The sequence below is a fragment of the Stenotrophomonas sp. AC248 genome (assembly GCF_979258185.1).
In genome coordinates this window covers 2,564,902-2,591,035 of record NZ_OZ409840.1, presented here as the reverse complement: position 1 = coordinate 2,591,035, position 26,134 = coordinate 2,564,902, and the positions used below count along the sequence as shown (strand labels likewise).

Sequence of the window (26,134 nt, the reverse complement as noted above, 5' to 3'; positions counted from 1 at the left end):
CTGCTGGCAATTGGTTCAATCGGCACGCCGGGGGCGAAGTGGCCACCGCAACCAATCCGCCATGGCACCAGGCGGCTACAGAAGCCAGAGCGCGGCAAGCAAGGCCGGCGGCATCACCAGGACGCCCAGGCGCAGGAAGGCAAGCGCGCTGACGTGCTCGCCCTCGCGGCGCAGCGCCACCAGCCAGAGCATGGTCGCCAGCGAGCCGGTTACCGACAGGTTGGGACCGAGATCCACGCCGATGAGCAGCGCGGCGCGGGTCTGTGTGGGCAGGTCGGCCATCTGGCCCACCGAGCCGGCTACCAGGCCGATCGGCAGGTTGTTGGCCAGGTTGCTCAGCAGGGCAGCCGCACCACCGGCCAGCCAGCTGGCTTCGCCGGGCGATGTGCGTGCAAAGGCCTCCAGTGCGTCGGCGGCGATGCGAATCACCCCGGTGTGCGCCACGGCCTCGACCAGTACAAACAGCCCGGCAACCAATGGCAGCACGCCCCAGGACACATGGCGCAGGATCGGCAGCGGGCTGCGGCGTTGGAGCAGACGGATGGCGGCCAGAGTGACTGCACCGGCGCAGAAGGTGGTCAGACCCAGCGGCCCGTTCATGGCCGAGGTGACCAGCAGCACGCTGCCGGTGACGCCGACGCCGATGGCGCACAAGCGGCCGCCCTCGGACAGTGGCTGCTGTTCGGCCAGCGCCACCAGCGGCTGTGCGATCTGGCGGCGATGCGCCAGTCGCAGTACCAGGTAGGTCATGCCGATGGCGGCCAGCGAAGGCAGGGTGAACTGCCGCAGCCATTCGGGCAGCGAAGGCATGTGCTCGCCGAAGACCACCAGGTTGGCCGGATTGGAAATGGGCAGGACGAAGCTGGCCGCGTTGGCCACGAACGCACAGACGAACAGATACGGCAGCGGGTTGGCCCGGGCGGCCTTGCAGGCCGCGTAGACTGCTGGCGTGAGCACGACGGCCGTGGCGTCGTTGGACAGGAAGATCGTGACCAGCGTGCCCACCAGGAACACCAGGTCAAACAGGCGTTTCCCCGAGCCCTTGGCATGCTGCACCGCGTACGCGGCCAGCCAGTCGAACAGCCCTTCCTGCCGTGCCAGTTCGGCCAGCACCATCATGCCGATCAGGAACAGGTAGACATCGCCCCCTTCGGCCACGGCGGTCATGGCCGTGTTCAACGGCAGCAGCCCGGTGACGGTCAGCAGCGCGGCCGCGCCCAGAGCCCAGGCGTACTCGGGAATGCGCCAGGGGCGAAAGATGACACCGCAGGTGGCGACGGCGGTTACCGTCCAGATGATCAGGGACGTGGTGGGGATCTGCATCGATTGCTCGGGGAAACTCAAAGGCGGGCGTCGGGCGGCGGTGTCGCGGATTCGGTGGCACTGCTGGCCTGGGGGCGGGTCTCCGGCATGGCCATGGCCAGCACGAAGGCGAGGGCGGCAACCGCTGCCAGGGTCAGGAACGCGACATCATACCCAGCGAACTGGACGATCATCCCGGCCAGCCCCGGACTGAAGGCGGCGCCCAGCCCGAATGCGGTGGACACCGCGCCCAGCGTGACGTTGAAGCGACCGGTTCCCTGGGTGAGGTCACTGACGATGACCGGGAGCAGGGCGCCGAAGATGCCGGCACCAATACCATCGAGCAGCTGTACGCCGAGCAGCCAGGCAGGCGCGTCGGATAGGGGTGTAGCACAGCAGGGGAGCGTGGCCGTCCTTCGAGCGATGCTTCAGTTCCGTGATACGCCCGGTGTACGCCACCCACCACTGGCAACGAAATCCAGCACGCCCACCACCAGCAGCGACACCCCCACCAACGGGAACAGCACCCCGCCCACGCACAGCAGTGCGAACACGATGGCGACCGTGCGCCGTTCCCTGGGCAGTGGCGGCACCCCGATGCCGCCCAGCGGCCGGCGCTTCCACCACATCACCGCGCCACTCACGCACAACATTACGATGGCAGCGCAGGCCACCAGCAGGAACAGCCGATTGAACGTGCCGTACTCCTGTCCCAGGTGCACGTTGATGCCCCATTCCAGCCCGCGCCCCACCGCGCCGTAGTCGACGTAGCCCATGTCCAGCAGCACCCGGCCGCTGTATTGGTCCAGGTGCACCACGCGCTGGCCTGCCACGTCTTCCGGGTATACCGAGGCGGTGTACACGCCCATCGGGCCACGCGGCAGGGCCACGCTGTAGCCGGGCGTCAGCCCAAGGCGGTTGAACCGCTTCACGGCCGCGTCGATTCCGATGGCACCCGGCTGCGGTGACAGGTCGCCCAGTGCGCCACCGCCGTGGCCTTCGTGCCCGTCGTGCTTTTCGGCAGCGGCGTGGTGCGCATGGGGCGGCGCCGACGCTGGCAGCCGCGCCTGTTCCATGGACCAGGTGGGCGAGGTGGCATCGGCCAACCGTTGCTGCGACATCGGCACCTGCACGCGCACACCGGCGGGGTAGCCGTAGTCCTGCCCGTTGGCCCACGCGTTCACCTGCTTGCCCCACACCACCGACCACGGCATGCCGGTGACGGCCAGGAACAGCAGCACCAGCCCCACCCAGACGCCGGTGACAGCATGCAGGTCGCGCCAGAACAGGCGCTGGCGCGGCTGCCCGCGCACGGTCGTGATGCCGCCTTTCTGCCCTCGTGGCCACCACAGGTAGAGGCCCGTGAGTACCAGCAGGATCGCCCAGCCGGCGGCAATCTCGATCAGCGCGCTGGCGTAGTCGCCCAGCAGGTCCAGGCTGTGCAGGCGGCGCACGACGCCGGAGAACGTGCCTTTGTCGGGCAGGTGCCCGCGCACCTGCGCGGTGGTCGGGTCAACGTAGTAGACCTCGCGCTGCCCGTTGGGCTGCAGCACGCCGATTTCCACGCTGCCATCGGCGCGTTCGGGCGTGGTGTAGCGGAACACGTCGCCGGGGGAGAGGGCGGTGACTGCGGCGATCTGGGCGCTGGGCGGCGAAGGCGCCTGCGGCGAGGGTGCCACCACCTTCAGGTCATGGTGCACCCAGCGGTCGATCGGCTTCTGGTAGAGGTAGGCGGCACCGGTCAGCGCCAGCCAGGCGATGAAGGGCAGCACGAACAGGCCGGCATAGAAATGCCACCGCCACACCGCGCGGTAGAAGCGCCAGCGGCCTGGGGTGCGCGGGGTGGGGGTGGTGTCCATCTCAGAGCTCCCGGGTCCAGCTCAGGTAGAGCGCGCGGCCATCGCCCGGCGAGTAGCCCGACGACCCAGTGTCATACCAGGCATACACGTAAAAACGGTCCGTTGCGTTCTTCAGCTGCAGGGCCAGCTGGTTGCGCGCATCCAGCCGGTAGCTGGCGCTGAGGTTCAACAGCGCGTAGCCACCGTAACGGCCGAGTGTGTTGGTGCGCTCCACGAAGTAATCGCCCTGACCATTGCCCCAGGCACTGAAGGTCCAGTCCGTGGTGGGGGCGTATTCCACGCCGGCGCTGGCCAGCCAGTTGGGTACGTTCTCGATCTGCCGCCCACGGGTGCTCGGCGCAGTGGGGTCGGGTACCTGGATCACGGCTTTCTGCCGCGAGTACGCGGCCCACGCGCGCCAGTGCGGGTTGGCCTGCCAGGTCAGCTGCGCGTCCCAGCCGCGGCGCAGGGTCTTGCCCACGTTGCCCACTTCGTTGCTGCCCACGCTGCCGTTGACGCCAAGGATGGTGGCCACTTCATCGGACGCGCGTTGTTCCCAGTAGGCCACCCGGGTCTGCAGGCCGTGGGTGGGCGCCCACTTGAGGCCGGTCTCCCAGCCCTCGTTGATGGAGGGCAGGAGGTTGCCGGCCTGGGTGCGGTAGGCACCGTTGCCGCTGCCGATCTGGAAGGTGCGGCCCCAGTTGGCGTAGGCCACCGTGGTGCTGGCCAGGTCGTAGGACACGCTGAGCTTGGGCTGCTTGATCAGGCCGTAGTCGTACACCGGCGCGCGGGTGGTGGCGGCCACGTTGTGGAAGTCACCCCCGATGTGGTCCACACGGAAGGCGGGCACGATCTTCAGCGCCGGGGTGGGGCGGATCACGGCCTGCACGTAGGCGCCGCGGGTGTCCAGGTCGAAATCCCAGTCGCGCAGGGTGGCCTGGCGCTCGCGCGCCACGGTGCGGAAGCGGCGCGCGGTGTTGTCCTGCCACTGCCCGTCCACACCGGCATCCAGAACGAACTCGGTCAGCGCCGTGGTGGGGCGCCACGTGGTGTTGAAGATCAGCCCGCGGTGGGTTTCGTCGTTGAAGCGCTCCTGCTGCGCGCCGCCGGCGGTGAACGTTACCCAGCGCTGGTTGCGGTAGTCATTCTGGTAAGCCTTGGCGTTCCAGCTCCAGTCGGTGCCCAGCGCGCCATCGAGGTGCAGGGCGGTCTGAAGGGTTTCGCGCTCGCTGCGGTCATCGCGGGCGTAGTCGGGTGACTGGTTGGGGTTGGCCCGGACGTCGGCGTAGCTCAGGTAGCCAGCTTCCAGTGCGGCGTTTTTGTAGTAACGGCTGGTCAGGCCCGCCCGCCAGCGGCCATCGGGATCGGTATAGAACCATTTGCCGGCAAAGCTGCGCTGCGTGCCATCGGCATGGTCGCGCTCGCCATCGGCGCTGCGCCAGCCGATGAAATAGTTCTGCGACCACGCGCCGTTCTCGAACCCCTTGGCCAACTGGATGTCCCGGGTGCCGAAGCTGCCCACGGTGACGCTGAGCTGGCCGTCGTTGCCGCCCTGACGGGTGAGCACGTTCACATCGCCGGCAATGGCATGCAGGCCATAGCGGGCATCGTTGGTGCCGCGCACGATCTCGATCGCGTTGATGTCGAGCGGGAACACGGCGTCGAGATAGGGCATGCCGCCGGCGTTGTCGTTGCTGGGAATGCCGTCGATGAGCAGCTTGACCGCATTGATGCGGCCTTCGCCGTTGAAGCCGCGGAAGGAGAAGCGGCCGGCATCGGTGCCCATCTTGAATTGGGTGACCTGCACGCCGGGGGCGTTCATCAGCAGCTCCCAGCTGTGGTCCACCTTCTGCTGCTGCAGCAGGTCGCCGCCGATGATGTCCACCGAGCTGAATACTGAGCGCGCCGGGAGCGCGCGTTCGGCGGTGGCGCGGGCCTGCACGGTGCCCAGGGTGAGCACGGTGCCGTCCTGTGCGGCGGCAATCGATGGGACGGTGGCCGCGCAGGCGAGTGCGGCCAGGAGGGCGTGGGAAAGCCGGTGTGGAGCGGGAGGTGGGTTCATTGTGCACAACATCGAAATGCCGCAACCCTCGTGGGGTCGAGACAGGCAAAGGCGCCGGCGTGTGAGCCGATGGTTGGAGGAGACGGGCTGGATCCAGCGCCACGCGCATGCACCCGGGCAAGGGCCGGCGCGTCTAGCGGAGCAATGACGGCGTGGCGCGATGCGCGCCTTGAGGCCTACGCTGGATCAGCAGGCGAGGGCGTGCGGTGGACCGCGTGCGCCGAGGGTTCCCGGTGAGGGAGATTGCCGCGTAGCCACCAGGCCAGCCAAGGCGCGGAAGTGCAGCGGCCCGACGGTCATCAGCAGGAGCAGGGCGACCAGCAGGCTGATCATCCGCGCGGCGATCACGCAGTAGTCGCAGTCCACGCCCATGTCGTGCTGTGCATGGGGATCGGCAGGCGTGGGTGCGGCAGCGGGTGCTGAGTCGGCATGTCCCGGCGGATGCGTCATGGCGTGATCCATGCCATGGGCCGAATCGTGATGCATGGGGTGCGCGTGCGGTGCGGCGGTTTCGACCGGCTGCGAATGTGCGGCATGCGCATTCGCGGGCTGTACGACAGCGGCCGGCGGATGCGCCAGCGCCCGGCTTACCAGAGGTGCGAGCACCACAAGCAGCATGGCCAGGCAGGCCCAGGCGTGAAGCCAGCGGTGGAGAACAGGGGAGCGCACGGCCCGGATTCTAGGCCATATCGGGGAATCCCCGCGGCGAAGGTGCCCGGTTTCAGCGTGATTGCGACGGTTTGTCGCACCTGCGGCCAGCCCTCGACGGGGGCGGATGGCCACTCATCAGGTCGGTCGCTACTGCTCCCTCGCCACAGCTCAGGAGCAGCGCGCTCACGTCAGTGACGGGCGTTGTCTTTGGCCTTGCCCACTTCACTCTGCACCTTGCCAACGGTTTTCTGGGCCTTGCCTTCAAGCTCCTGGGCCTTGTCGCCGGTGACCTTGCCAGCTACTTCCTTCACGGTGCCCTTGACCTGGTTCTTTGCACCTTCGGTACGGTTCTTGTCCATGTTCAATGCCTCGCTGTAGTGCCCGGAGTGGGCTTGGCCATGCTGCTTGCGTGTGGGGTGTGGCGTGAGTGAAATCCTGCCGCCCGATACCAAACGGTTCAGGGTTGCAACGCTCGCGCGATGAAGAACGGCAAGCATGTCGGTGACTGCATGACGTCTGCACTCGCGCTCCACATCCGGACGCTTACAGTTTTGCCCATCCCCTCCATGGCGCGCGCTCGTGAACCTGCAGACCTCCGTTCCCCATCCGCTTCCCCGGCGCGCGATGCCCGACAGCTGCCAGTTCGATCTGCTCGATGTGAACGCGTTGCAGGATCCGAGCAGTGGCCGCATCGTCCACCTGTATTCGATGGTGGCGCGTTGCCTGTCGTGCGAGGTGATCTTCAAGGCGCAGGAAGGGCAGGGTTTCGTCAGCACGTCAGCAGCGCGCGTCCTGCGTTGCCCCACCGGGTGCGGCGAGCAGGCGCTGAGAGGCGCGGCCCTGCGTCAGTGGCAGCTGCAATCGGCCTAGCAGCTGAAGCGCCCGGGAAGACTCCGGGGCGCTGTTGGTGCGTGGTGCGGGCAGGTCAGGCGGGCACGTTCCACTTTTCGTGGTCGGCCGCTTTCTGCTTGCGTGCTGCGCTGGACGTGGCTGGTAGGGTCGAACCTTGGTCGACTGCCGTGGAACGGCCAGCGTTCGGTGGCGACATGACGCTGGAACGGCGAGCTTGGTTGCGATCAACGGCGCGCCTCCGTTGAAGGTCATGCGTGCAATGGCGTGGACCGTGTATCGGCGGTCGTTTGGGAACCGACCCTACCGGGGCGGCGGCCCGGCTGTTTGCGGCAACGGAGGCCGTGACTGGGACGCCATGCGGGCGGGGCATTCCTGCTGCGCTCGTGGCTGGTAGGGTCGAACCTTGGTCGACTGCCGTGGAACGGCCAGCGTTCGGTGGCGACATGACGCTGGAACGGCGAGCTTGGTTGCGATCAACGGCGCGCCTCCGTTGAAGGTTATGCGTGCAATGGCGTGGACCGTGTATCGGCGGTCGTTTGGGAACCGACCCTACCGGGGCAAGCGGACCTGGCCGTTTGCGGTATGGGCAACCGCAGGACGTCGAAGTGCTTGGGCGTGCGTTCGGGCTTGCCCGTGACGGTCCAGCCTGCCTTTTTCACCGCCGCCAGGACGATGCCCGCGTCTGCTGGCGCGCATCCTGCAGCGTGGAGGGTGTTGCGAGACTGGGGTTCAATCCCCCTGCGTAGCAAACCGCAGCCGGTTGTGATCCGGATCCACCACCATCATCTCGCGGCCGCCCCACGGCACATCGGCCGGCGCGCGGAACACGGCCGCTCCGGCGGCCACAAACGCGGCATGCAGTGCATCCACGTCCGGCACATGGAAGTACACCGAACCGCCGGGTTCGCAGTCGCCGGCATGTTCGGTCAGGAACAGCAGCTGGCCTTCGCGGCGGATCTGCACGAACAGCGGCATGTCGGGCGCGAAGCGGTGCTCCCAGTCGATGGTGAAGCCCAGCTGTTGGTAGAACGGCACGCTGACGGTTGCATCGGTCATGCGCAGCTGGGGGATGACGGTCTGTTGCATCAGTTTCTCTCCGATGGCGGCGTTGCAGGGGACGACGGGTCGCTTGCGTGCGACTGCGCGCGGTTCTTTCTCGTCGCCCCTGCATTCTAGAGTCCCGGGATGTGGCCGCGTTGCCACCGTAAGCACCGCATCGCGCACACCGCGATCGAATGGCTGCGCAACGATGGTGAAGCTTGAATGGGCGTTATCTGAACCAGTCAGCTATGTGGGCAATTCCTTCACATCAGACGCTTCACCGTACGCTCCTCAGCTACCTGAATTGATTTAAGCTCCCGTCCCGGCGCCCATTCAGGTGCGCCGGTCTGGTTCTCTACCTTTCTTTGCAGGAATTCCGCATGGCGGCTTTGCAGCAGCGCACGATCGACCTCATCCGCAGCCATCAGGAGCCCCTGCTGGCCCAGTGGACGGACAACCTGACATCCAGCACCCAGACCCAGGATGGGCGGTTGTCGGCCCGCGAACTGGATGCCCAGGCGCGCGAATTCTGGCGCCTGTTCCTGCAGGCGCTGTCGGTGGCCAACGTGGGCAGCCTGACCGGCGCCGACTGGCAGGAGATCCGCCGGTTCCTGGAAGACCTGTCGCGCGACCGCGTGCTCAAGGGCTTCGACTCGGCCGAAACCGCGCGCTTCCTGTTCTCGCTCAAGCGTCCGCTGTTCGACCTGATCCAGCAGGGCTATGCCGATGACCCGGCGCTGCTGGGTGACCAGTTGTGGGCGATCTCCGAACTGCTGGACCTGCTCGGCCTGCACAGCGTCAAGGCGTTCCAGAAGACCCGCGAAGACGTCATCCAGCGCCAGCAGGAAGAAATGCTGGAGCTGTCCACCCCGGTGGTGAAGCTGTGGGAAGGCGTGCTGGCGCTGCCGATGATCGGCACGCTGGATTCGCAGCGCACCCAGGTGGTGATGGAGTCGCTGCTGCAGCGGATCGTGGATACCGGCTCGGAAATCGCCATCATCGACATCACCGGCGTGCCCACCGTGGACACCCTGGTTGCCCAGCATCTGCTCAAGACGGTCACCGCCATCCGCCTGATGGGCGCCGACGCCATCATCAGTGGCGTACGGCCGCAGATCGCCCAGACCATCGTGCACCTCGGGCTGGACCTGCAGGGCATCGTGACCAAGGCCAACCTGGCCGACGCGCTGGCGTTGGCGCTCAAGCGCACCGGGCAGACGGTGGTTCGGGCAGAGCGCTGACATGGAACGCATTCCGATCCTCCAAATGGGCGATCTGCTGCTGGTGACCATCCAGGTGGACATGCATGACCAGCTGGCGCTGACCCTGCAGGACGACCTGAGCGAGAAGATCCGCCGCACCTCCGCGCGTGGTGTGCTGATCGACATCTCCGCACTGGACATCGTGGATTCCTTCATCGGGCGCATGATTTCCACCATTTCCTCCATCGCCCGGATCATGGATGCCACCACCGTGGTGGTGGGCATGCAGCCGGCAGTAGCGATCACGCTGGTGGAGCTGGGGCTCACCCTCAGCGGCGTACGCACCGCGCTCAACGTCGAGCGCGGCATGAAGCTGCTGCAGCGCACCGACGAAGAGCTGCCATGACCGCGCCGACCGGGGTGTTGCCGATCCGCGTCGAACAGGATGTGGTGCTGGCACGCCAGGCCGCGCGCCAGGCGGCGGTGGCGTGCAAGCTGCGGCTGATCGACCAGACCAAACTGGTGACCGCTGCCAGCGAGCTGGCCCGCAACGCGGTGATCTACGGCGGTGGCGGCACCATGGCGTGGGAAATACTGGAAAGCGGCCTGCGCAAGGGCGTGCGCCTGGTGTTCACCGACCAGGGCCCCGGCATTCCCGATCTGGCCCAGGCACTCACCGATGGCTGGTCGTCCGGCTCGGGCATGGGCCTGGGGCTGTCGGGGTCGCGCCGGCTGGTGGACGACTTCGAGCTGGACAGCGCACCCGGCGAGGGCACGCGCATTGCCATCACCAAATGGACCTGAACTTCACCGGCCAGGTGACCCGGGTGGTGGTGGTCGAAGAAGTCTCGCAGGTCGGGCAGGCACGGCGCGAAGCGTTGGCCTTGGCCGACCATGCCGGCTTTGACGAGATGGACGCCGGGCGCGTGGCCCTGGCCGCCACCGAACTGGCCACCAACGTGATCAAGCACGGTCGCGGCGGGCGCATGTACCTGTCGCTGGTCTGCGGCCGCAGTGGTCGTGGCGTGGAACTGTGCACGTTGGATGCCGGCCCCGGTTTCTCGCTGTCCGAGTGCCTTCCCGATGGCGTCTCCACCGGCGGTACACAGGGGCTGGGGCTGGGCGCCATCCGTCGCCAGGCAACGGTGCTGGATGCCTGGTCCGATGCACGCGGCGCGGTGATCGTGGCGCGCATCTACCCGAGCCGATGCGCGCCGGACATCGACCTTGCCTACGGCGCGTTGCGCATTCCCATGCGCCATGAAGTGGCCTGCGGGGACGGCTGGCACCTGCGCGCCGACGGGCACACCACCGCACTGACCCTGATCGATGGACTGGGCCATGGCCTGCCCGCGGCCGATGCCGCCCAGGCCGGCACGGCGGCCATGGCCACCGCCTCGGCCTTCGATGCTGCCACGCTGATCGGCACGATGCATGCGGGCATGTCCGGCAGCCGCGGGGGCGCCGCCGCCGTGGCCTGTGTCGGGCAGGACGGCCAGAACGTGCAGTTCGCCGGCATCGGCAACATTTCCGCCTCGCTGTGCGAGCCCACCGGCTCGCGCGGGATGGCCTCGCACCCGGGCATCGTCGGGGTGCAGTTCCGCAAGGCACAACCCTTTCACTTTCACACTCACGCAGGCACGCTGCTGGTCATGCACAGCGACGGACTGCAGGCGCGCTGGAGCCTGCGCGACTACCCCGGCCTGGTCCACCGCCACCCGGCATTGATCGTGGCGGTGCTGCAGCGTGATTTCGACCGCGGTCGGGACGATGTCGGCATCGTTGCCCTGCGACTTGGAGAGTTACATTGATGTCCACTGCCAACGATCAGCAGGTGCAGCAGCTGCGCATGGAAGCCGACGCACTGCGCGCCGAACTGGACGAAACCAACCAGGGCGTGCTGGCGCTGTATGCCGAGCTGGACCAGCAGGCCGAGCAGCTGCGCGAGGTCTCGGAGCTGAAAAGCCGGTTCCTGTCCTACATGAGCCACGAATTCCGCACGCCGCTGGGCTCGATCCTGAGCATGACGCGCCTGCTGGAGGACGGCATGGACGGTCCGCTCACCGATGAACAGCGCCGCCAGGTGCGCTTCATCAGCGCCTCCACCAGCGAGCTGCGCGAGATGGTGGACGACCTGCTGGACCTGGCCAAGATCGAGGCCGGCCGCATCACCATCTCGCCGGCCTGGTTCGACCTGATGGATCTGTTTTCGGCGCTGCGCGGCATGTTCCGCCCGCTGGTCGAAGGCGACCAGCTGGACCTCCTGTTCGAGGACCCGCCGGCGTTGCCCATGCTGTACACCGATGACAAGAAACTGGCGCAGATCCTGCGCAATTTCATTTCCAACGCACTGAAGTTCACCCCCAACGGGCAGGTGGTCGTCTCGGCCCGCATGCAGGGCGATGATTCGGTGCGCTTCAGCGTGCGCGACACCGGCATCGGCATCCCGGCGGACCTGCAGTCCACCCTGTTCGAGGATTTCGTCCAGGTCGATACGCCGCTGCAGAAGCGCCTGCGCGGCACCGGCCTGGGGCTGTCGCTGTGCAAGCGCTTCGCCGAACTGCTGGGCGGCCATGTGGGCGTGGACAGCGTGGTCGGCGAAGGCTCGGACTTTTACGTGGTGCTGCCCTACAAGCTCGCCGAGGAGACGCCCCGTGCCGAACTCTGATCGCATTCTGGTGGTGGATGACAACGCCGCAACCCGCTATGCGGTGCGGCGCGTGCTGGAGCATCACGGCTACAAGGTCGAAGAGGCCGGTACCGGTGGGGAGGGCCTGGCACAGCTGGCGCGGCAGGATTTCGGTGCGCTGGTGCTGGACGTCAACCTGCCGGACATGAGCGGGTTCGACGTGGTGCGGCAGCTGCGCGACGACCCGCGCATGCGGCTGCTGCCGGTGGTGCACGTGTCGGCGGCCTCGATCGCCACCGGTGACCTCATCACCGGCTTGAACGCCGGTGCGGACGCCTACCTGATCCACCCGGTCGATCCGGACGTCCTGCTGGCCACGTTGCGCACGCTGTTGCGCGCGCGGCGTTCGGAAGAAGCCCTGCGTGAAGCCGAAGCACGTTTTGGCGAGATCTTCCGCCAGATCAACGCGCCGATCGCGGTACTGGATGCCGAGCTGCGCTATCACGATGCCAACGACGCCTTCGTGCGGCTGCTCGGTGAAGACGGTGCGCCGGGCAGGTTGGAGGCGTTGCTGGCGGACCAGGTGGTCCCGCTGAGCGCGCTGAAGGTTGCGCTGGCCGAGGGCGAGCGCTGGCAGGGCACGTTTACCCTGCGTGTGGGCGCGGCAACGCGCATCACCGAATGGCGCGTCACGCCGTACCGTGCGCCCGGCCAGGGCCTGGTGCTGGTCCAGGACACCACCGAACGCCACGCGCGCGAGACCGAGCAGCGCCAGGAGCTGGAAAGCGCGACCTCGGAACTGGCCTTCCAGATCGCAGAGCGCCAGCGCACCGAGGTCGAGCTGCTGCAGGCGCAGAAGATGGATTCGCTGGGCCAGCTCACCGGCGGCATCGCGCACGACTTCAACAACCTGTTGACCACGATCATCTCCGGCCTGGACATGATCGAGATCGCCGTGGCCCGAGGCGCATGGGACAAGGCCTCGCGCTATGTCGACATCGCCACCGCCTCGGCCCACCGCGCCGCCGCACTGACCCAACGCATGCTGGCCTTCGCACGCAAGCAGCCGCTCGATCCGCAGACCTTCGACGTGGTGGCGCGGATCCGCTCGCTGGAAGACATGCTGCGCCGGTCGATTGGCGAGAACATCGAGCTGGAACTGGAGCTGGGCGCGCAGCCCATGGTGGCCGTGGCCGATCCGAACCAGTTCGAGAACGTGATCCTCAATCTGGTGATCAATGCGCGCGACGCGCTGGCCGGCCAGGGGCTGATCCGGATCCGGGCCGGCCGCACCTATGTGGAGCGCGATCATGAGCTGGCGCCGGGGCACTACATCAGCGTGAAGGTGCTCGACAACGGCAGCGGCATTCCGCTTGAGCTGCTGACCAAGGTCTTCGAGCCGTTCTTCACCACCAAGCCGCAGGGCGAGGGCACCGGCCTGGGCTTGTCGATGACCTACGGGTTTGCCCGGCAGTCTGGCGGCAGTGCGCGCATCGCCAGCGAGCGCGGGGAAGGGACCGAGATCGAGCTTCTGCTGCCCGAAGGCCAGCTGCTCAGCCCCGAGCAGGCGCCGCAGCCCACCCAGGTGCCGCGTGGACGGTCCGAGCGGATCCTGCTGGTGGACGACACCGATTCGGTGCGCATGATGGTGCGCGAGATGCTGATGGAGTCGGGCTACCAGGTCGTGGAGGCGATCAACGCGCAGCAGGCGCTGCTGGAGCTGCACTCCGAGCGCGGCATCGACCTGCTTCTGTCCGACGTGGGTCTGCCCGGTATGAACGGCCGCGAGCTGGGCGACGCTGCCCGCGCGTTACGGCCGCAGCTGCCGGTGCTGTTCATCACCGGCTATACCGAGAGCGCGGTGGTACGTAACGATTTTCTCGGAACCGGGATGGCCTTGTTGCCCAAGCCGTTCAGCGTCAACGAACTGCTGCGCAGCGTGCGCCAGATGCTTCCGCTGGCCTGAGCGGGCCGGTTGTTACGGTGACGGGCGGTGCTCGCCGAGCGCTGCCCGTCGCGCGCGGAACACCTCCGGCGTCTGCGGCTTCACGAACAACGCCACCAACTCGGGGTACTCGGCTTTCACCGCTTTCTCGATGCGGGTGATGCACGCCTCGATCTGCGGGGTGGTACGGTCGTCCTCGAATTCGGCGCTCAGCATTGCCACCACCTGGTCGGGGCCCATCTGCATGGTGGTGACGCCGTTGGCGTTGCGCAGATCCGGATCGGTGTTGGCCACCGCCAGGATCCGGTTGGCCACGCTGGGGTGGGCCGGCTCGCCCACCAGCAGCCCCTTGGTTTCGCGGGCAAGCAGGAAGGCAGTGACGGCGAGCACGGCGGCAATGCACAGTGAGGCCACGCCATCGAGCACCGGCATGTCCAGCAGTTGTGCAGCCAACAAGCCCACCAGCGCAAAGCCAAGACCCAGCAGCGCCGCACTGTCTTCCAGCAGCACGGTGAAAGTGGTGGGGTCCTTGCTGCGGCGGAAGGCCTCGAAGTAGCCCATGGTGCCCTTGGTGGCACGGAACTCGCGCAGCGCGATCCACCACGACGCGCCTTCAAACGCGATGGAGATGCCCAGCACCGAATAGCTGATCAGGTGGTTGGTGGCCGGCTCGGGGTGGCGGATGTGCTGGATGCCTTCATAGGCCGACACGCCCGCACCGGCGGCGAACACCAGCAGCGCCACGATGAAGCTCCAGAAGTACAGTTCGCGCCCGTAGCCGAACGGGTGCACGGTGTCGGGCTTCTTCTCCGAACGGCGCAGGCCGTACAGCAACAACACCTCGTTGATGGTATCCACCAGCGAATGCACGCCCTCGCTGAGCATCGCCGAACTGCCCGACAGGCCGGCGGCCACGAACTTGGCGATGGCGATGCACAGATTGCCGACCAGTGCGGCGTAGATGACCAGGCGGGAACCGGACGGCGCGGCCATAACGGGGGAACTCAGTCTGCGGCGCGGTTGGAAGGTGGACCGTTGCGGCCGCGTTCGACGGCGTCCTCGACGCGTGCCACCAGTTCGTTGATGTTGAAGGGCTTGCCGATGAAGGGAATGCCCTGATGCTGCTTGGGCACCATCTGGATGTAGACCGCCGAGGCGAACAGGAACGGCGTGCCGGTGCGGGCGAGGCGATCGGCTACCGGAAACACCGGCCCGTCGCCCAGCTCGATGTCCAGCACGGCGGCGTCAAAGCGCTGGTAAACCAAGGTGCCGAGCGCGTCAGTGACCGAGTACGCCGGCACCACGTCATAACCGGCCTGGCTGAGCACTTCGACGAACAACCGGGACACGTCGATCTCGTCTTCCACGACCAGAACAACGCCACGCGAAGGGGGAATGCGCACACTACCGTTCATGGGGTTTTTACTGAGGGGGTATTTGATCCTGTGCCTGCTGATGTCAACGCAGCGCCAAGTTGTGTTACGTCGCCGTTGACAGGGGCATGCGGCCAACGCGTGCGCTAGTCCGCGCCGTCTTCGTCGTCCAGGCCATCGCCATCCCACGCCGCGGGACCGCTGTCGGGGCCTACCGCGGCCGGGTCCACCGGTTCCAGCAGGGTGTAGTCGTCGCGCGCGGGATCACGGAAGGCGCGACTCACCGGATAGGCCTCCAGCGGTGGCGTAGAGGCCTGTGCCTGCAGTTCGGCGGGCGTACGCAGGGCACCCGACAGCCACGCCATCGCCACCGCTGCATCGATGAACACGGGTCCATCGGGCGTGAGCGGAGCGGGGATGTCGGGGTTCGGCGCGGTCAGCACGGTGAAGCTGTCGATCTCCTGGCCGTCCTCACCGGCCCAGTGTTCCCACAGGCCGGCCGCCAGCAGCGCCAAGCCGTCGGTGCGTTGCACGAACAACGGCCACGGCGGGCGACGCTGCCGATCCCACTTGTAATAGCCGGTCAGGGCAACCACGCAGGGCCGCTGCTGCCAGGCCTGGGCGAAGATGCGGCTTTTGGCGGCGCGCTCCAGCCGCGCGGTCACGGTGGTATAGGGCGTGGACGGTTGTTTGGACCAGCGCGGTACCAGGCCCCAGCGCATGTCCGCCGCCACCAGGCTGCCATCGCCGTCGCGGGCGAGCACGGTGGCGCTGCCGTTCTTGCCGATGTTGTAGCGGTCCGGGGCGGTGGCCAGTGCGTCGGCCAGCGAGGCCGGCAGTCCAACGGGCAGTGAGGAAGGGTCGGCGATGGCTTGGGCGAAGCGGCGCATGCCCGCAGGGTACGGGGGCGGTTGTGAGCCGCCGGTCAGGGTGACGCGCCGATGACATGCACCGGCGTCTAATCGGTGCATGGTCAACGCTTCCTTGCCGAACTCACTGCACGCACGCGCACCCGCGAGGTGTCACTGCGCGTCCCCTGCGCTGGCGAGGCCAGGCCGATGACGCGCCGCAAGACTCTCACACTGGCTACCTACAACGTCAACGGCATCGGCACGCGGTTGCCGCACCTGCTGGCGTGGCTGGCGGCCGAGAAGCCCGACGTGGTGGCGCTGCAGGAGCTGAAGGCAACCGACGCGGCGTTTCCGGCGGCCGAACTGGAACAGGCCGGCTATGGCGCGCTATGGCTGGGTGAGGCGCGCTGGAACGGCGTGGCCTTGCTGGGGCGCGGGGTGACGCCGGTTGAAAGCCGCCGACGCTTGCCGGGCGAACCGGCTGACACCCAGAGCCGCTACCTGGAAGCGGCCATCCACGGCATCGTGGTGGCGGGCCTCTACCTGCCCAACGGCAACCCGCAACCGGGCCCGAAGTTCGACTACAAGCTGCGCTGGATGGAGCGCCTGATCAAACACGCTCGCAGCCTGGTGGCGCTGCCCCACCCGGTGGTGATCATGGGCGACTTCAACGTCATTCCCACCGACGCGGACGTGTACGACCCCAAGGCCTGGCGCAAGGATGCGCTGTTTCAGCCGGAAGTGCGCGATGCGTACGCGCGTCTGTTGGCGCAGGGCTGGACCGATGCGCTGCGTGCGCGCCACCCCGACGAGGTGATCTACACGTTCTGGGACTATTTCCGCCAGCATGCCGAGCGCGACCGTGGCCTGCGCATCGACCACCTGCTGCTCAATCCCGCGCTGGCCGACCGTCTCAAGGACGCCGGCGTGGACCGCTGGGTGCGTCTGCAGGACAAGGCCAGCGATCATGCGCCCACGTGGGTGGTGGTGAACGCGCCTTGAGGCGATCATCTGTTCCGCCCATGCCCACTTCCACGCCCCACGCCACGCCATCACTGGCCGCCTTCGAGCCGGCCACCCGCGCCTGGTTCACGTCCGCGTTCGACGCTGCCACGCCGGTGCAGGTTGCCGCGTGGGCGGCCATTGGTGCCGGCGACCACACGCTGGTGATCGCCCCGACCGGATCGGGCAAGACCCTGGCCGCGTTCCTGCATGCGATCGACCGCCTGTTCCGGGTGCGTGCGCAGCGGCCGCGCGTGCCCGGCCACGGCATCGGCGTGCTGTACATCTCGCCGATCAAGGCGCTGGGCGCGGACGTGCACCGCAACCTGCAGGTGCCGTTGGAGGGCGTGAACGCGCAGCGCGCACTGCGCGGCGACCCGGCGCTGGCGTTGTCGGTGGCGATCCGCAGCGGCGACACCACCAGCGCCGAACGCGCGCGGCTGCTGCGGCGGCCGCCGGACATCCTGATCACCACGCCCGAATCGTTGTTCCTGATGCTCACCTCCAAGGCGCGCGACAGCCTGCGCGACGTGCATACGGTGATCATCGACGAGATCCACGCGGTGGCCGGCAGCAAGCGCGGCACCCACCTCGCGCTGAGCCTGGAACGCCTGGACGCACTGGCGCAGCAGCCGGTGCAGCGGATCGGCCTGTCGGCCACGGTGCGCCCGGTGGAGCAGGTGGCCGGCTTCCTGGGCGGCGACCGGCCCGTCACCGTGGTCAACCCGCCGTCGGACCGGCAGCTGGACGTGCGCATCGTGGTGCCGGTGGAGGACATGGCCGATATTCCCTCGCCGCTGGGCGAGGGCGGCACTGCGCTGGCGGGCCGGGTCGGGTCGATCTGGCCGCACGTGGAGGCCAGCATCCTGGACCAGGTGCTGGCGCGACGCGCCACCATCGTCTTTGCCAACTCACGCGGCGTGGCCGAAAAACTCACCGCGCGGCTCAACGAGCTGTATGCCGACCGCCTGGCACGCGATCCCGGCGTGCACGCACCGCCAGCCGCCGCGCAGGATACCGTGCCTGCAGAGGGCCATTACGCCTCCTTCAACGGCGGCACCAGCGGGCGGGTGAGCGGGGCGGCGGCGCTGATTGCGCGTTCGCACCATGGGTCGGTGTCCAAGGAACAGCGCCGCGAGATCGAACAGGCGTTGAAATCCGGCGAACTGCGCTGCGTGGTGGCTACCTCGAGCCTGGAGCTGGGCATCGACATGGGGCGCGTCGATCTGGTGATCCAGGTCGCGGCGCCGCCATCGGTGGCCAGCGCGCTGCAACGGGTGGGGCGGGCCAGCCACCAGGTAGGCGGCACATCCACGGGGCTGGTGTACCCGCGCACGCGGCGCGACCTCATCGATGCCACCGTGGCCATCGAGCGCATGCTGGCCGGACGCATCGAAGCGGTGGATCCGCCGCAGAACCCGTTGGACGTCCTGGCCCAGCAGACGGTGGCGGCCGCCGCCATGGATACCCTGGATGTGGACGCCTGGTATGCCCGCGTGCGCCGCGCTGCGCCGTATCGCACGCTGCCTCGCAGTGCGTTCGATGCAACCTTGGACATGCTTACGGGGCGTTATCCGTCCGACGACTTCGCGGGCTTCCGCCCGCGCCTGGTCTGGAACCGGCAGACCGGCACGCTGGAAGCGCGGCCGGGTGCGAAACAGCTGGCCGTGACCAGCGGCGGCACCATCCCCGACCGCGGCATGTTCGGCGTGGTGCTGCCCGAAGGCGAGGAGCGCGCCGGGTTGCGGCGCGTGGGCGAGCTGGACGAAGAAATGGTGCACGAGTCGCGGGTCAACGATGTGATCACGCTGGGCGCCACGTCGTGGCGCATCGAACAGATTACCCATGACCAGGTAGTAGTGACGCCCGCGCCCGGGCGCTCGGCGCGGTTGCCGTTCTGGCGCGGCGAAGGCGTAGGACGGCCGGCGGAACTGGGCGAAGCGGTCGGGGCCTTCATAGCGGCGCTGGAACGCGCTGCCGATGAAGGCGAGCGGCCCGCCGCGATGACCGAACGCCTGCAGGCCTGCGGGCTGGCCAGCAATGCCATCGACAATATTTACGGGCTGCTGGACGAGCAGCGCCAGGCCACCGGCGTGCTGCCTACCGACCGCAGGCTGGTGGTGGAGCGTTGCCGTGACGAGAACGGCGATTGGCGGCTGATGCTGCATTCGCCTTACGGGCGGCGCGTGCACGACCCGTGGGCCCTGGCGATGGCCGCGCGCATCCGCGAACGCTGGGGCGTGGACCCGGCGGTGGTGGCCAGCGACGACGGCATCATCGCGCGGATTCCCGATTCGGCTGGCCGCCTGCCCGGCGCAGACCTGTTCCTGTTCGACCCGGAGCAGGTGCGGCGCGAGGTGGCGCGTGCGGTGGGAACATCGGCGCTTTTCGCGGCCCGTTTCCGCGAATGTGCGGCGCGTGCGTTGTTGCTGCCGCGACGCAGCCCGGGGCGGCGTTCGCCGCTGTGGCAGCAACGCCTGCGGGCGGCCGAACTGCTGGCCATCGCACAGCGCTACCCCGACTTCCCGATCCTGATCGAGGCCGCGCGCGAGTGCCTGCAGGACGTGTACGACCTGCAGGCACTGGGCGCGCTGATGCAGCGCCTGGCCGAGGGCAGCGTGGCCATCGCCGAGGTCACCACCGAGGTGCCGTCGCCGTTCGCGGCGAACCTGTTGTTCGGCTATGTGGCCGAGTTCATGTATGGCACCGACGTGCCGCTGGCCGAGCGACGCGCGTCAGTCCTGTCGCTGGATGACGGCCTGCTGGCCGACCTGCTCGGGCAGGTGGACATGGGCGAGCTGCTGGATGCGGCCGTGGTCGACCAGGTCGGTGCGGAGCTGCAGCGTCTTGCGCCGGCGCGGCGCGCGAAGGGCAGGGAAGGGGTGGCTGACCTGCTGCGCGAGCTGGGCCCGCTGTCGCTGCCGGAGGTGGCGCGGCGGCTGGCGGACGAGGCGGCCATCGAGCACCTGCACGCCCTCGAACGCGACCACCGCGCACTGCGCATCCGCTTGGCCGGCAGCGAACACTGGGCGGCGGTGGAAGATGCCACGCGGCTGCGCGATGCGCTGGGGATCGCCTTGCCAGCGTTGCCACCGCATGCCGTATTGCCGCCATCCACCGATCCGCTTGGGGAACTGCTGGCCCGGTACGCGCGTACCCACGCCCCCTTTACCACCGCGCAGGTGGCAACGGCATTCGGCATGGGTGTGGTGGTGGCCGACGCAGCGCTGGAACAGCTGCAGGCGCAGGGCAAGGTGTTGCGCGGCAGCTTCGGGGTGGTCCGCCAGGGACAGGATGCAGTTGATGGCATGCCCGCACCGCTGGCGCTGGCCCACCACGAATGGGTGGCGGACGACGTGTTGCGGCGGCTGCGCACGCGCTCGCTGCAGGCGGCGCGCGCGGCCACCCGGCCTGTTGCGCAGGATGCCTACGCGATGTTGCTGCTGGAGCGGCAGGGCCTGGTGCCCGACGCGGCGCCGGCGGTGCGCGTGGCGCACGCGTCAACCGCCGCGTTGCACGGCATCGATGGCGTGGCGAGGGTGGTGGAACTGCTGGCCGGCGTGAGCGCGCCCGCGTCGGTCTGGGAGAGCCAGATTCTGCCGGCACGGGTGGGGGACTACGCACCCGGCATGCTGGATGAACTGCTCGCCACCGGCAGCGTGCTGTGGGCCGGTCATGCGCGCGTCGGCGACGACGATGGGCTGGTCTCACTGCACCTGCAGGAGGTTGCGTTCGAGACCCTGCCGATACCCACCGTGACCGACCTTTCGCCGTTGCAGCAGGCCATCGTGGCGGTGCTGGGCGAGGGCGGTGCCTATTTTGCGCGCCCCTTGGCGATGGCCGTGCAGGGGCGGATGGCCAACACGGCGACGGATCCGGATACGGTGCCGGCGATCACTCCGGATACGCTGCATGCGGCCCTCTGGGACCTTGTCTGGGCCGGCCATGTCACCACCGACATCTGGTCGCCGCTGCGCGGGCTGGCCGGCACGCGCCCGCCGCGCCCGCGGGTGGTGCGGCCAACCCGGCGGCAGCGCGATCCGCGCTGGATCGACATGGCCGGGCCACGCGAACACACCGACACGTCGCCGACCGCGGCCGCGAGTTTTGCCGCACCCAGCCTGGCGGGGCGCTGGTCATTGCTGCCGCGCGAGACCACCAGCGACACCGTGCGTGCGGTGGCGCTCGCCGACGGTCTGCTCGACCGGCATGCCATCGTCACCCGTGGTGCGGCGGTGGCCGAGGGCATCGTGGGCGGTTTCCCGGCGCTGCAGCAGGTGTATCGCGGCATGGAAGATGCCGGCCGCGTACTGCGTGGCCGCTTCGTGACGGGGCTGGGCGGGGCGCAGTTCGCCGAGCGCGCCACGGTGGACCGGCTGCGCGCCATCGCCGACACCCTGCAGGCAGCGCCGTCGCCGGTGGTGGTGGGGCTGTCCGCGCTGGACCCGGCCAACCCGTTTGGCAGCGTGCTGCCGTGGCCAGCGCATGACGCCACGCTGCGCCCGGTGCGGCGCGCCGGCGCGCTGCTGGTGATCGGCGCCGGGCGCCCGCTGATGTACCTGGCACAAAGCGGGCGCCAGCTGCTCACGTGGTTCGATGCGGCGCAGGCCAGCGCGGATCTCACCCAGGCCGCGTGCCAGGCATTGGCGGCGGCGTTGCGGCGTGGCCGACGGGGGCGCTTCACCCTGGAGCTGATCAACGACGCACCGGTCGGTCGCGATGCACTGACCGAGGCGTTGCGCGCGGCCGGATTCCGCAATGCGCCCCGTGGGCTGGACTGGGAAGGGTGACCCAAACCCGGTTCAGCTGACCGCCACCACTTGCTGCTTCGACACCGGGCGCAGCGCGAGTTTGTAGGTGACATTGGTGATGGTGCGGCGCGGATCGGTGGGGTGTGGGCGGGTCGCGGTGCTGGTCCTGCCCAGCCGCCACAGCCCCAGCATGACCACCTGCGCGCCCACCGGGAACGACTGCAGCCACGCTGCATCGTCATGGCCCACGCTGACCTCGACGAACACGCGCTCGTCTACGATGCCGGTGTGCTGGTACTTCGGTGCGCAGTTCAGGAACGTGGTGCTGAAATCCGCACCGGGTTGCGCGGGCCGGTGCGACCGCACGGTGCCTGACAGGGCCAGCGGAATCTCATTGCTGGCCGCGTCCACGCGCTCCCATGCCGCATCGTAGCGGTCCAGTGCGTAGAAGAACGCATCCCACGCCACCCGCTTCTTGCCCAGCCGCAACACCACCCGGGCGTCCAGCAGCGCGTCGTCGTCGCACATCGCGCGCAGCACCAGCAGCGCGTTCACGGTACGCAGGTGGGCATCCAGCGCCGGCCCGCCGCCACGCTTCAGGTCCTGGTGCAGGGGCAGCAGGCGCAGCTCGTGGCGGCCGTCCTCCAGCCGATGCACCAGCGCCGGATCGAGGCTGCTGGCCAGCAGCGTATCCAAGCGACCGGGCACGTTGTAGCGGCAGGTGGGCGCGTGCTCGGCGCCCTTTTCGAGGTGGATGCCTGCGGGAATCGTGACGGGCACGCGATCAGCACCGGTACGGGTGTGCTCGGGCACGAAGCGGACCTGCGCGGTGCAGCCTTCGCCGTCGCAGAACAGCGCCGGCAGCGTCTGCGCAGCGTCCACACGCTGCTGAAGACCGGCGATGCCATGCGCGGTGCCATGCGACCCGACGGCGGTGTACATCGTGATTGCGCGACTCATCTGGAACCAACTGCACCGACCGGGGGCCTACATGGTAGCGGTATTGGTGGCGCAGGCCGCGTGCGCGCCAGTCCGGCGACCAGTGGCGGCACACCGGAAACGCCGGCCGCTGGCCCGCTCCCGATAACCCGGTAGTGCCGGCCGCTGGCCGGCTCCCGACACCCCGTGGAGCCGGCCAGCGGCCGGCACTACCCGGCAGGTGCGTGGAGCCGGCCAGCGGCCGGCACCACCCGGCAGGCTGTCTGGCTGGCGCATGACCGCACAACAGGAATCGGGACGGCGGTACTGGTGCGCTCGCGTGCCAGCGGTCAAGAATGGCCCTTCAACGAACACGGCGGAGTGCATTCATGGACGGAAGGCAATGGTGGGGCATGGCGCTGGTGTGCGCGGCAGGGGCGCTGGCCGTGGTGCCCTCGGCCCAGGCGCAGGTTTATAAATGCACCGGCGGCAACGGTGAAACCGTGTACGCGCAGCAGCCGTGTGGCACCGGCGCCAAGGAGGTCACCATACGCGCGAACCGGGCCGCAACCCGTACCCCGGGCGAGGCGGCAACGCAATCCGCCGTGTTCCGTTCCACCGATTTGTCCGATGCGTCCATTGCCGAGCGCAACTGCGTGAACGCAGCGCGGTCGAGCATCCAGGGGCCGGTTGACCGGCGCATCGACACCTATCAGCGCCAGGTGGCCGCACTGAACCAGCAGCTGGGCGACGACGACAAGGATGCGCTCGCCGCTGCCACGCGCGATGCCGGCGTGCGGGCGCAGATCGCCAGCCTGGAGCAGTCGATCAGCGCCGAGCGCCGCAGCGCGGACAGCAGCCTCGGCACGGCGCAGCAACGCTGTGCCGAGCAGCGCCGTGACCGTGAAGCCAACATCGAACGCAAGTACGCACCGGCGCGCGCGGCAGGCGACACCGCAGCCCAAAGCCTGTGAGGGAGCAGGGTGCCGCGGCGTAGCCGGCCGGTGGCCAGTCAGCGTGTGGCGTGCACGGCCGGCTGGCGCGGCTTGTACTGGCAACGCGGGTAGCCCGAGCACGACTGGAAGCTGCCGTAGGCACCACTGCGCTGCACGATCACCCCGCCATCGCAGGCCGGGCAGGGCTGTTCCTGGATGCTCCTGCCGTCGAGCGAGGTCACCTGCACCGCGCCGTCCTGCACCAGTTCGGTGAGGAACGCCGAGCGCCTGCCACGCACGCTGAACATCGCCACGGTGCGCCGCGCACGGGTCAGCGCCACGTAGAACAGCCGGCGCTCTTCGCCCAGCGGCCAGGTGTCGGCGTGGGGCATGGCCAGCGCCAGCACCGGGTCGTCGGCGCGGGTGTTGGGGAAGCTGCGCTCCAGCATGGCCGGCAGGATCACCACGTCCGCCTCGGCACCCTTGGCACGGTGCGCGGTCAGGAAGCGCACCTCCAGCTGCTGGCCGAACCGTGCCTGCCAATCGGGTGGCACGAACGCGCGGTCGGCGTTGTACCGGCCCAGCACGAACACCGACAGCTTGCCGCTGCGGCCCGGCGCGCGCTCGCCACTGAGCAGCTGGCGCTGCAGCTGATGCAGGTACTGGCCCACGGCATCGCGCAGCTGGTCGCGGTTGGCCACCTGGAAGGCCAGCAGCGCCGGCCCCTGCGCGGCGGTCTGCGACCGCACCTGCTTGCTGATCTGCGCCGGGTTCCGGCTGATGAAGCGGCTGGACACATCGCACAGCGCCTGCGGGCAGCGGAAGGTCTGCTCCAGCTTCAGTACCTGGCCGTGCCCGAACCAGTCGACGAAACCGGTCATCACCGACACATCGGCGCCGGCGAAGCGGTTGATCGATTGCCAGTCGTCGCCCACCGCGAACAGGTGCCGGCCCGGCGCCTGCACCAGTGCGCGGCACAGGCGCGCACGGGCGCGCGAGGCATCCTGGAATTCATCGGCCATCACCAGCTGGTAGGGCGAAGCATAGCGGCCCTGCTCGAGCAGCTCGGCGGCCTGGTTGAGCATGTCCTCGAAGTCGATCGCGTGCTCGGCGGCCAGCGCGTCGTCCCAGCCCTGCAGGATCGGCGCGGCCAGCGCCAGGAACAGGCGATGGCGGTGCTTGAACTGGTCCTCGGGCAGGGCCCGCAGGCGCTGCGCCATGTCCTCCACCGTGAGCCCGTTGCTCTTGGCGTGGCTGATGAAGGTGCGCACCAGCGCGATCAGTTCGGCGTCGGGCATGGGCCGCGCGCCACTCTCGGGCAGTGCGCGGTCGGGGTTGGGGTCAAGCAGTACCCCGTGCCTGTCCAACGCCTGGCCGAGCAGGTCGAACAGCGCGCCACTGCGCAATGCGGCCGAATCGGTGTGCAGCGTGTCGGCGCGGTCGCGCGCGGTGGTGTCAGGCGCGCCGCTGCGGTGTTCGTGCCGCAGCGGCGTGCCGGTGTAGTGGAAGCTCGCCGCGCCGGCCACATGGCGATCAGTGCCGGGGTCGAAGTGGTCGCCGCGTTCGTAGCGGTAGCCCGCCCCGTTGTAGAACAGCCAGTCGGCAATCAGGCAGGCCTCGATGTCCTGCACACGCTCGCCGTTGAGCGTATGCACATAGCCGCGTCCATCGGCCTCCCAGCCATCGGCGATGGGCGCGCTGCCCTGCGTGACCAGGTCGCGCCCGAACACCAGCCGGAACAGGTCCCACTGGGTCCGGAACGCATGCGAGCGGTCCTTGAGCTGGTCCACCAGGTCGGCCAGCCGCTCCAGCCCCTGGCCGGCGTCCACCGCCCAGTCCGGCACGTTCGGGAAACGCCCGGTGGCCTGGCCGATGATCTGCCGGCCCAGCGCGTGGAACGTGCGCGCCTGCACGCCCTCGGCGTCCAGCCCCAGCCGCTGGAAGGCCTGGTCGGCGCGCTGCTGCAGCTCGTTGGCGGCATCCTTGTTGAAGGCCAGCATCACGATCTGCTCGGCGGCCACCAGCCCACGGTCCACCGCATAGGCGGCCTTGGCCACCATCGTGGCGGTCTTGCCCGAGCCTGCGGCGGCCACCACCAGCACGCGGCTGTCGAAGCACAGCACCGCCTGCAGCTGCTCGTCGGTCAGCGGGCGCTGCTCCACCCGGTCCAGCAGGGATGCCGCCGCCGCGCGTTCGCGTTGTACGTGCGCCGCGTTACGGGCCTTCCAGGCGGCAGGCCAGTCGCTGCACCAGCGGTTGAGGTCGTCTTCGATCTGCGATGCGTCGCCGGGCAACTGGCTGCGCAGGTCCGGATCATCGAACACCGCCCACAACCCCTCCTCATCCAGCGCCAGCGCCGGGCGTCGCTGCAGCAGCGCGTGCTGGTGCTCGGTGGTGAACCAGCGATGCTGGCGGTCGGCCTGCGCCAACGCGGCGTCGGCCTCGTCGAGCCACTCGCCAATCACCACCAGCGCCTCGCGCATGGCCTGCACCGGGTGGTCGGCAGCATCGGGTTCCAGGCGCTGCGCCAACGCGGCCTGCAGCGGGCCCAGCTGCGCATTGGGCAGCCCATCCACGTGCACCGTTGCATCGTCGGCAAACAGGGTCAGCCCGGTCCAGAACAGGCCGCGCTTGAACGTTATCGACGTGGTACGCAGCGGCGCCCGGTGCAGATGCCCGTCAACCTCCAGCGTGATCTGCGCTGCGCCCAGCTGCAGCCGCCACGCGGGCGACTGTGTGATGCGTTGGCCCTGCGCCGAGGGCCCCCAGTACTGCGTCATGC

The 26,134-nt window shown here is 68.6% G+C and carries 22 protein-coding genes; 10 read left to right on the top strand and 12 right to left on the bottom strand.

The genetic code is table 11. The annotated features are described in order from the left end of the window. Window positions 1–75 precede the first annotated feature (75 nt). The 6 genes from ACZ0AE_RS11800 to ACZ0AE_RS11775 form a co-directional block, all read right to left on the bottom strand. Window positions 76–1,323, bottom strand: a complete 1,248-nt coding sequence (locus tag ACZ0AE_RS11800) for an arsenic transporter (protein ID WP_463601201.1) — start codon at window positions 1,321–1,323, stop codon at window positions 76–78. Window positions 1,324–1,340: 17 nt separating this feature from the next. Further along, on the bottom strand, window positions 1,341–1,727 hold the full coding sequence (locus tag ACZ0AE_RS11795; RefSeq protein WP_463602091.1) for an MFS transporter: 387 nt from the start codon (window positions 1,725–1,727) through the stop codon (window positions 1,341–1,343). A 3-nt stretch (window positions 1,728–1,730) separates the two neighbouring features. Beyond that, entirely contained in the window at window positions 1,731–3,161 is a 1,431-nt protein-coding gene (locus ACZ0AE_RS11790; RefSeq protein WP_463601200.1) for a PepSY-associated TM helix domain-containing protein, read from the bottom strand. Between the two features lies 1 nt (window position 3,162). Continuing rightward, window positions 3,163–5,202, bottom strand: a complete 2,040-nt coding sequence (locus tag ACZ0AE_RS11785) for a TonB-dependent receptor (protein ID WP_463601199.1) — start codon at window positions 5,200–5,202, stop codon at window positions 3,163–3,165. Window positions 5,203–5,388: 186 nt separating this feature from the next. After that, the gene (locus ACZ0AE_RS11780; protein ID WP_463602090.1) at window positions 5,389–5,820 is read right to left on the bottom strand and encodes a hypothetical protein; all 432 of its coding nucleotides are present in this window, start codon (window positions 5,818–5,820) and stop codon (window positions 5,389–5,391) included. A 221-nt stretch (window positions 5,821–6,041) separates the two neighbouring features. Continuing rightward, on the bottom strand, window positions 6,042–6,212 hold the full coding sequence (locus ACZ0AE_RS11775; protein WP_081797188.1) for a CsbD family protein: 171 nt from the start codon (window positions 6,210–6,212) through the stop codon (window positions 6,042–6,044). Between the two features lie 220 nt (window positions 6,213–6,432). Between ACZ0AE_RS11775 and ACZ0AE_RS11770 the strand changes: the two genes are divergently transcribed. After that, window positions 6,433–6,723 (top strand): hypothetical protein, encoded by a 291-nt coding sequence (locus tag ACZ0AE_RS11770; protein ID WP_463601198.1) that lies wholly within the window; start codon window positions 6,433–6,435, stop codon window positions 6,721–6,723. A 711-nt stretch (window positions 6,724–7,434) separates the two neighbouring features. Here ACZ0AE_RS11770 and ACZ0AE_RS11765 read toward each other — a convergent pair. Continuing rightward, window positions 7,435–7,794: a bleomycin resistance protein gene (locus ACZ0AE_RS11765; RefSeq protein ID WP_463602089.1), complete on the bottom strand. Its 360-nt coding sequence runs from the start codon at window positions 7,792–7,794 to the stop codon at window positions 7,435–7,437. A 332-nt stretch (window positions 7,795–8,126) separates the two neighbouring features. Here ACZ0AE_RS11765 and ACZ0AE_RS11760 point away from each other — a divergent pair, with 332 nt between their 5' ends. From ACZ0AE_RS11760 to ACZ0AE_RS11735, 6 genes are read left to right on the top strand one after another with little or no spacing between them, the layout of a single operon-like run. Then, the gene (locus tag ACZ0AE_RS11760; RefSeq protein WP_447594275.1) at window positions 8,127–8,987 is read left to right on the top strand and encodes an STAS domain-containing protein; all 861 of its coding nucleotides are present in this window, start codon (window positions 8,127–8,129) and stop codon (window positions 8,985–8,987) included. Window position 8,988: 1 nt separating this feature from the next. Continuing rightward, window positions 8,989–9,354 (top strand): STAS domain-containing protein, encoded by a 366-nt coding sequence (locus ACZ0AE_RS11755; protein WP_038687823.1) that lies wholly within the window; start codon window positions 8,989–8,991, stop codon window positions 9,352–9,354. Then, window positions 9,351–9,752, top strand: a complete 402-nt coding sequence (locus ACZ0AE_RS11750) for an ATP-binding protein (RefSeq protein WP_038687824.1) — start codon at window positions 9,351–9,353, stop codon at window positions 9,750–9,752. The genes ACZ0AE_RS11755 and ACZ0AE_RS11750 overlap by 4 nt, the downstream gene beginning before the upstream one ends. Then, window positions 9,743–10,759 carry an ATP-binding protein gene (locus ACZ0AE_RS11745; RefSeq protein WP_463601197.1) on the top strand — a complete coding sequence of 339 codons (1,017 nt, stop codon included), beginning with the start codon at window positions 9,743–9,745 and terminating at the stop codon, window positions 10,757–10,759. The genes ACZ0AE_RS11750 and ACZ0AE_RS11745 overlap by 10 nt, the downstream gene beginning before the upstream one ends. Beyond that, complete coding sequence (locus tag ACZ0AE_RS11740; RefSeq protein ID WP_038687828.1) at window positions 10,759–11,616, top strand: sensor histidine kinase; 858 nt, start codon at window positions 10,759–10,761, stop codon at window positions 11,614–11,616. Before ACZ0AE_RS11745 ends, ACZ0AE_RS11740 begins: the two co-directional genes overlap by 1 nt. Further along, the gene (locus ACZ0AE_RS11735; protein ID WP_463601196.1) at window positions 11,603–13,543 is read left to right on the top strand and encodes a response regulator; all 1,941 of its coding nucleotides are present in this window, start codon (window positions 11,603–11,605) and stop codon (window positions 13,541–13,543) included. The genes ACZ0AE_RS11740 and ACZ0AE_RS11735 overlap by 14 nt, the downstream gene beginning before the upstream one ends. A 12-nt stretch (window positions 13,544–13,555) precedes the next feature. Here ACZ0AE_RS11735 and ACZ0AE_RS11730 read toward each other — a convergent pair whose 3' ends face one another. From ACZ0AE_RS11730 to ACZ0AE_RS11720, 3 genes are all read right to left on the bottom strand, one after another. After that, complete coding sequence (locus ACZ0AE_RS11730; protein ID WP_038687832.1) at window positions 13,556–14,515, bottom strand: cation diffusion facilitator family transporter; 960 nt, start codon at window positions 14,513–14,515, stop codon at window positions 13,556–13,558. A gap of 11 nt (window positions 14,516–14,526) precedes the next feature. Then, entirely contained in the window at window positions 14,527–14,937 is a 411-nt protein-coding gene (locus ACZ0AE_RS11725) for a response regulator transcription factor (protein ID WP_463601195.1), read from the bottom strand. 104 nt (window positions 14,938–15,041) lie between these two features. Then, on the bottom strand, window positions 15,042–15,785 hold the full coding sequence (locus ACZ0AE_RS11720; protein WP_463601194.1) for an SOS response-associated peptidase: 744 nt from the start codon (window positions 15,783–15,785) through the stop codon (window positions 15,042–15,044). Window positions 15,786–15,953: 168 nt separating this feature from the next. Between ACZ0AE_RS11720 and xth the strand changes: the two genes are divergently transcribed. Continuing rightward, a complete protein-coding gene (xth, locus tag ACZ0AE_RS11715) occupies window positions 15,954–16,748 on the top strand; it encodes an exodeoxyribonuclease III (protein ID WP_463601193.1) in 795 nt (264 codons plus the stop codon). 20 nt (window positions 16,749–16,768) lie between these two features. Next, on the top strand, window positions 16,769–21,538 hold the full coding sequence (locus ACZ0AE_RS11710) for an ATP-dependent helicase (protein ID WP_463601192.1): 4,770 nt from the start codon (window positions 16,769–16,771) through the stop codon (window positions 21,536–21,538). 12 nt (window positions 21,539–21,550) lie between these two features. On the opposite strand, the gene ACZ0AE_RS11705 is transcribed toward ACZ0AE_RS11710, so the two are convergent. Beyond that, entirely contained in the window at window positions 21,551–22,459 is a 909-nt protein-coding gene (locus ACZ0AE_RS11705) for a hypothetical protein (protein ID WP_463601191.1), read from the bottom strand. Between the two features lie 347 nt (window positions 22,460–22,806). Between ACZ0AE_RS11705 and ACZ0AE_RS11700 the strand changes: the two genes are divergently transcribed. Next, the gene (locus ACZ0AE_RS11700) at window positions 22,807–23,391 is read left to right on the top strand and encodes a DUF4124 domain-containing protein (protein WP_463601190.1); all 585 of its coding nucleotides are present in this window, start codon (window positions 22,807–22,809) and stop codon (window positions 23,389–23,391) included. A gap of 38 nt (window positions 23,392–23,429) precedes the next feature. Here ACZ0AE_RS11700 and ACZ0AE_RS11695 read toward each other — a convergent pair whose 3' ends face one another. Continuing rightward, window positions 23,430–26,132, bottom strand: coding sequence for a UvrD-helicase domain-containing protein (locus ACZ0AE_RS11695; protein ID WP_463601189.1), 2,703 nt, complete (start codon window positions 26,130–26,132; stop codon window positions 23,430–23,432). Window positions 26,133–26,134: the final 2 nt, after the last annotated feature.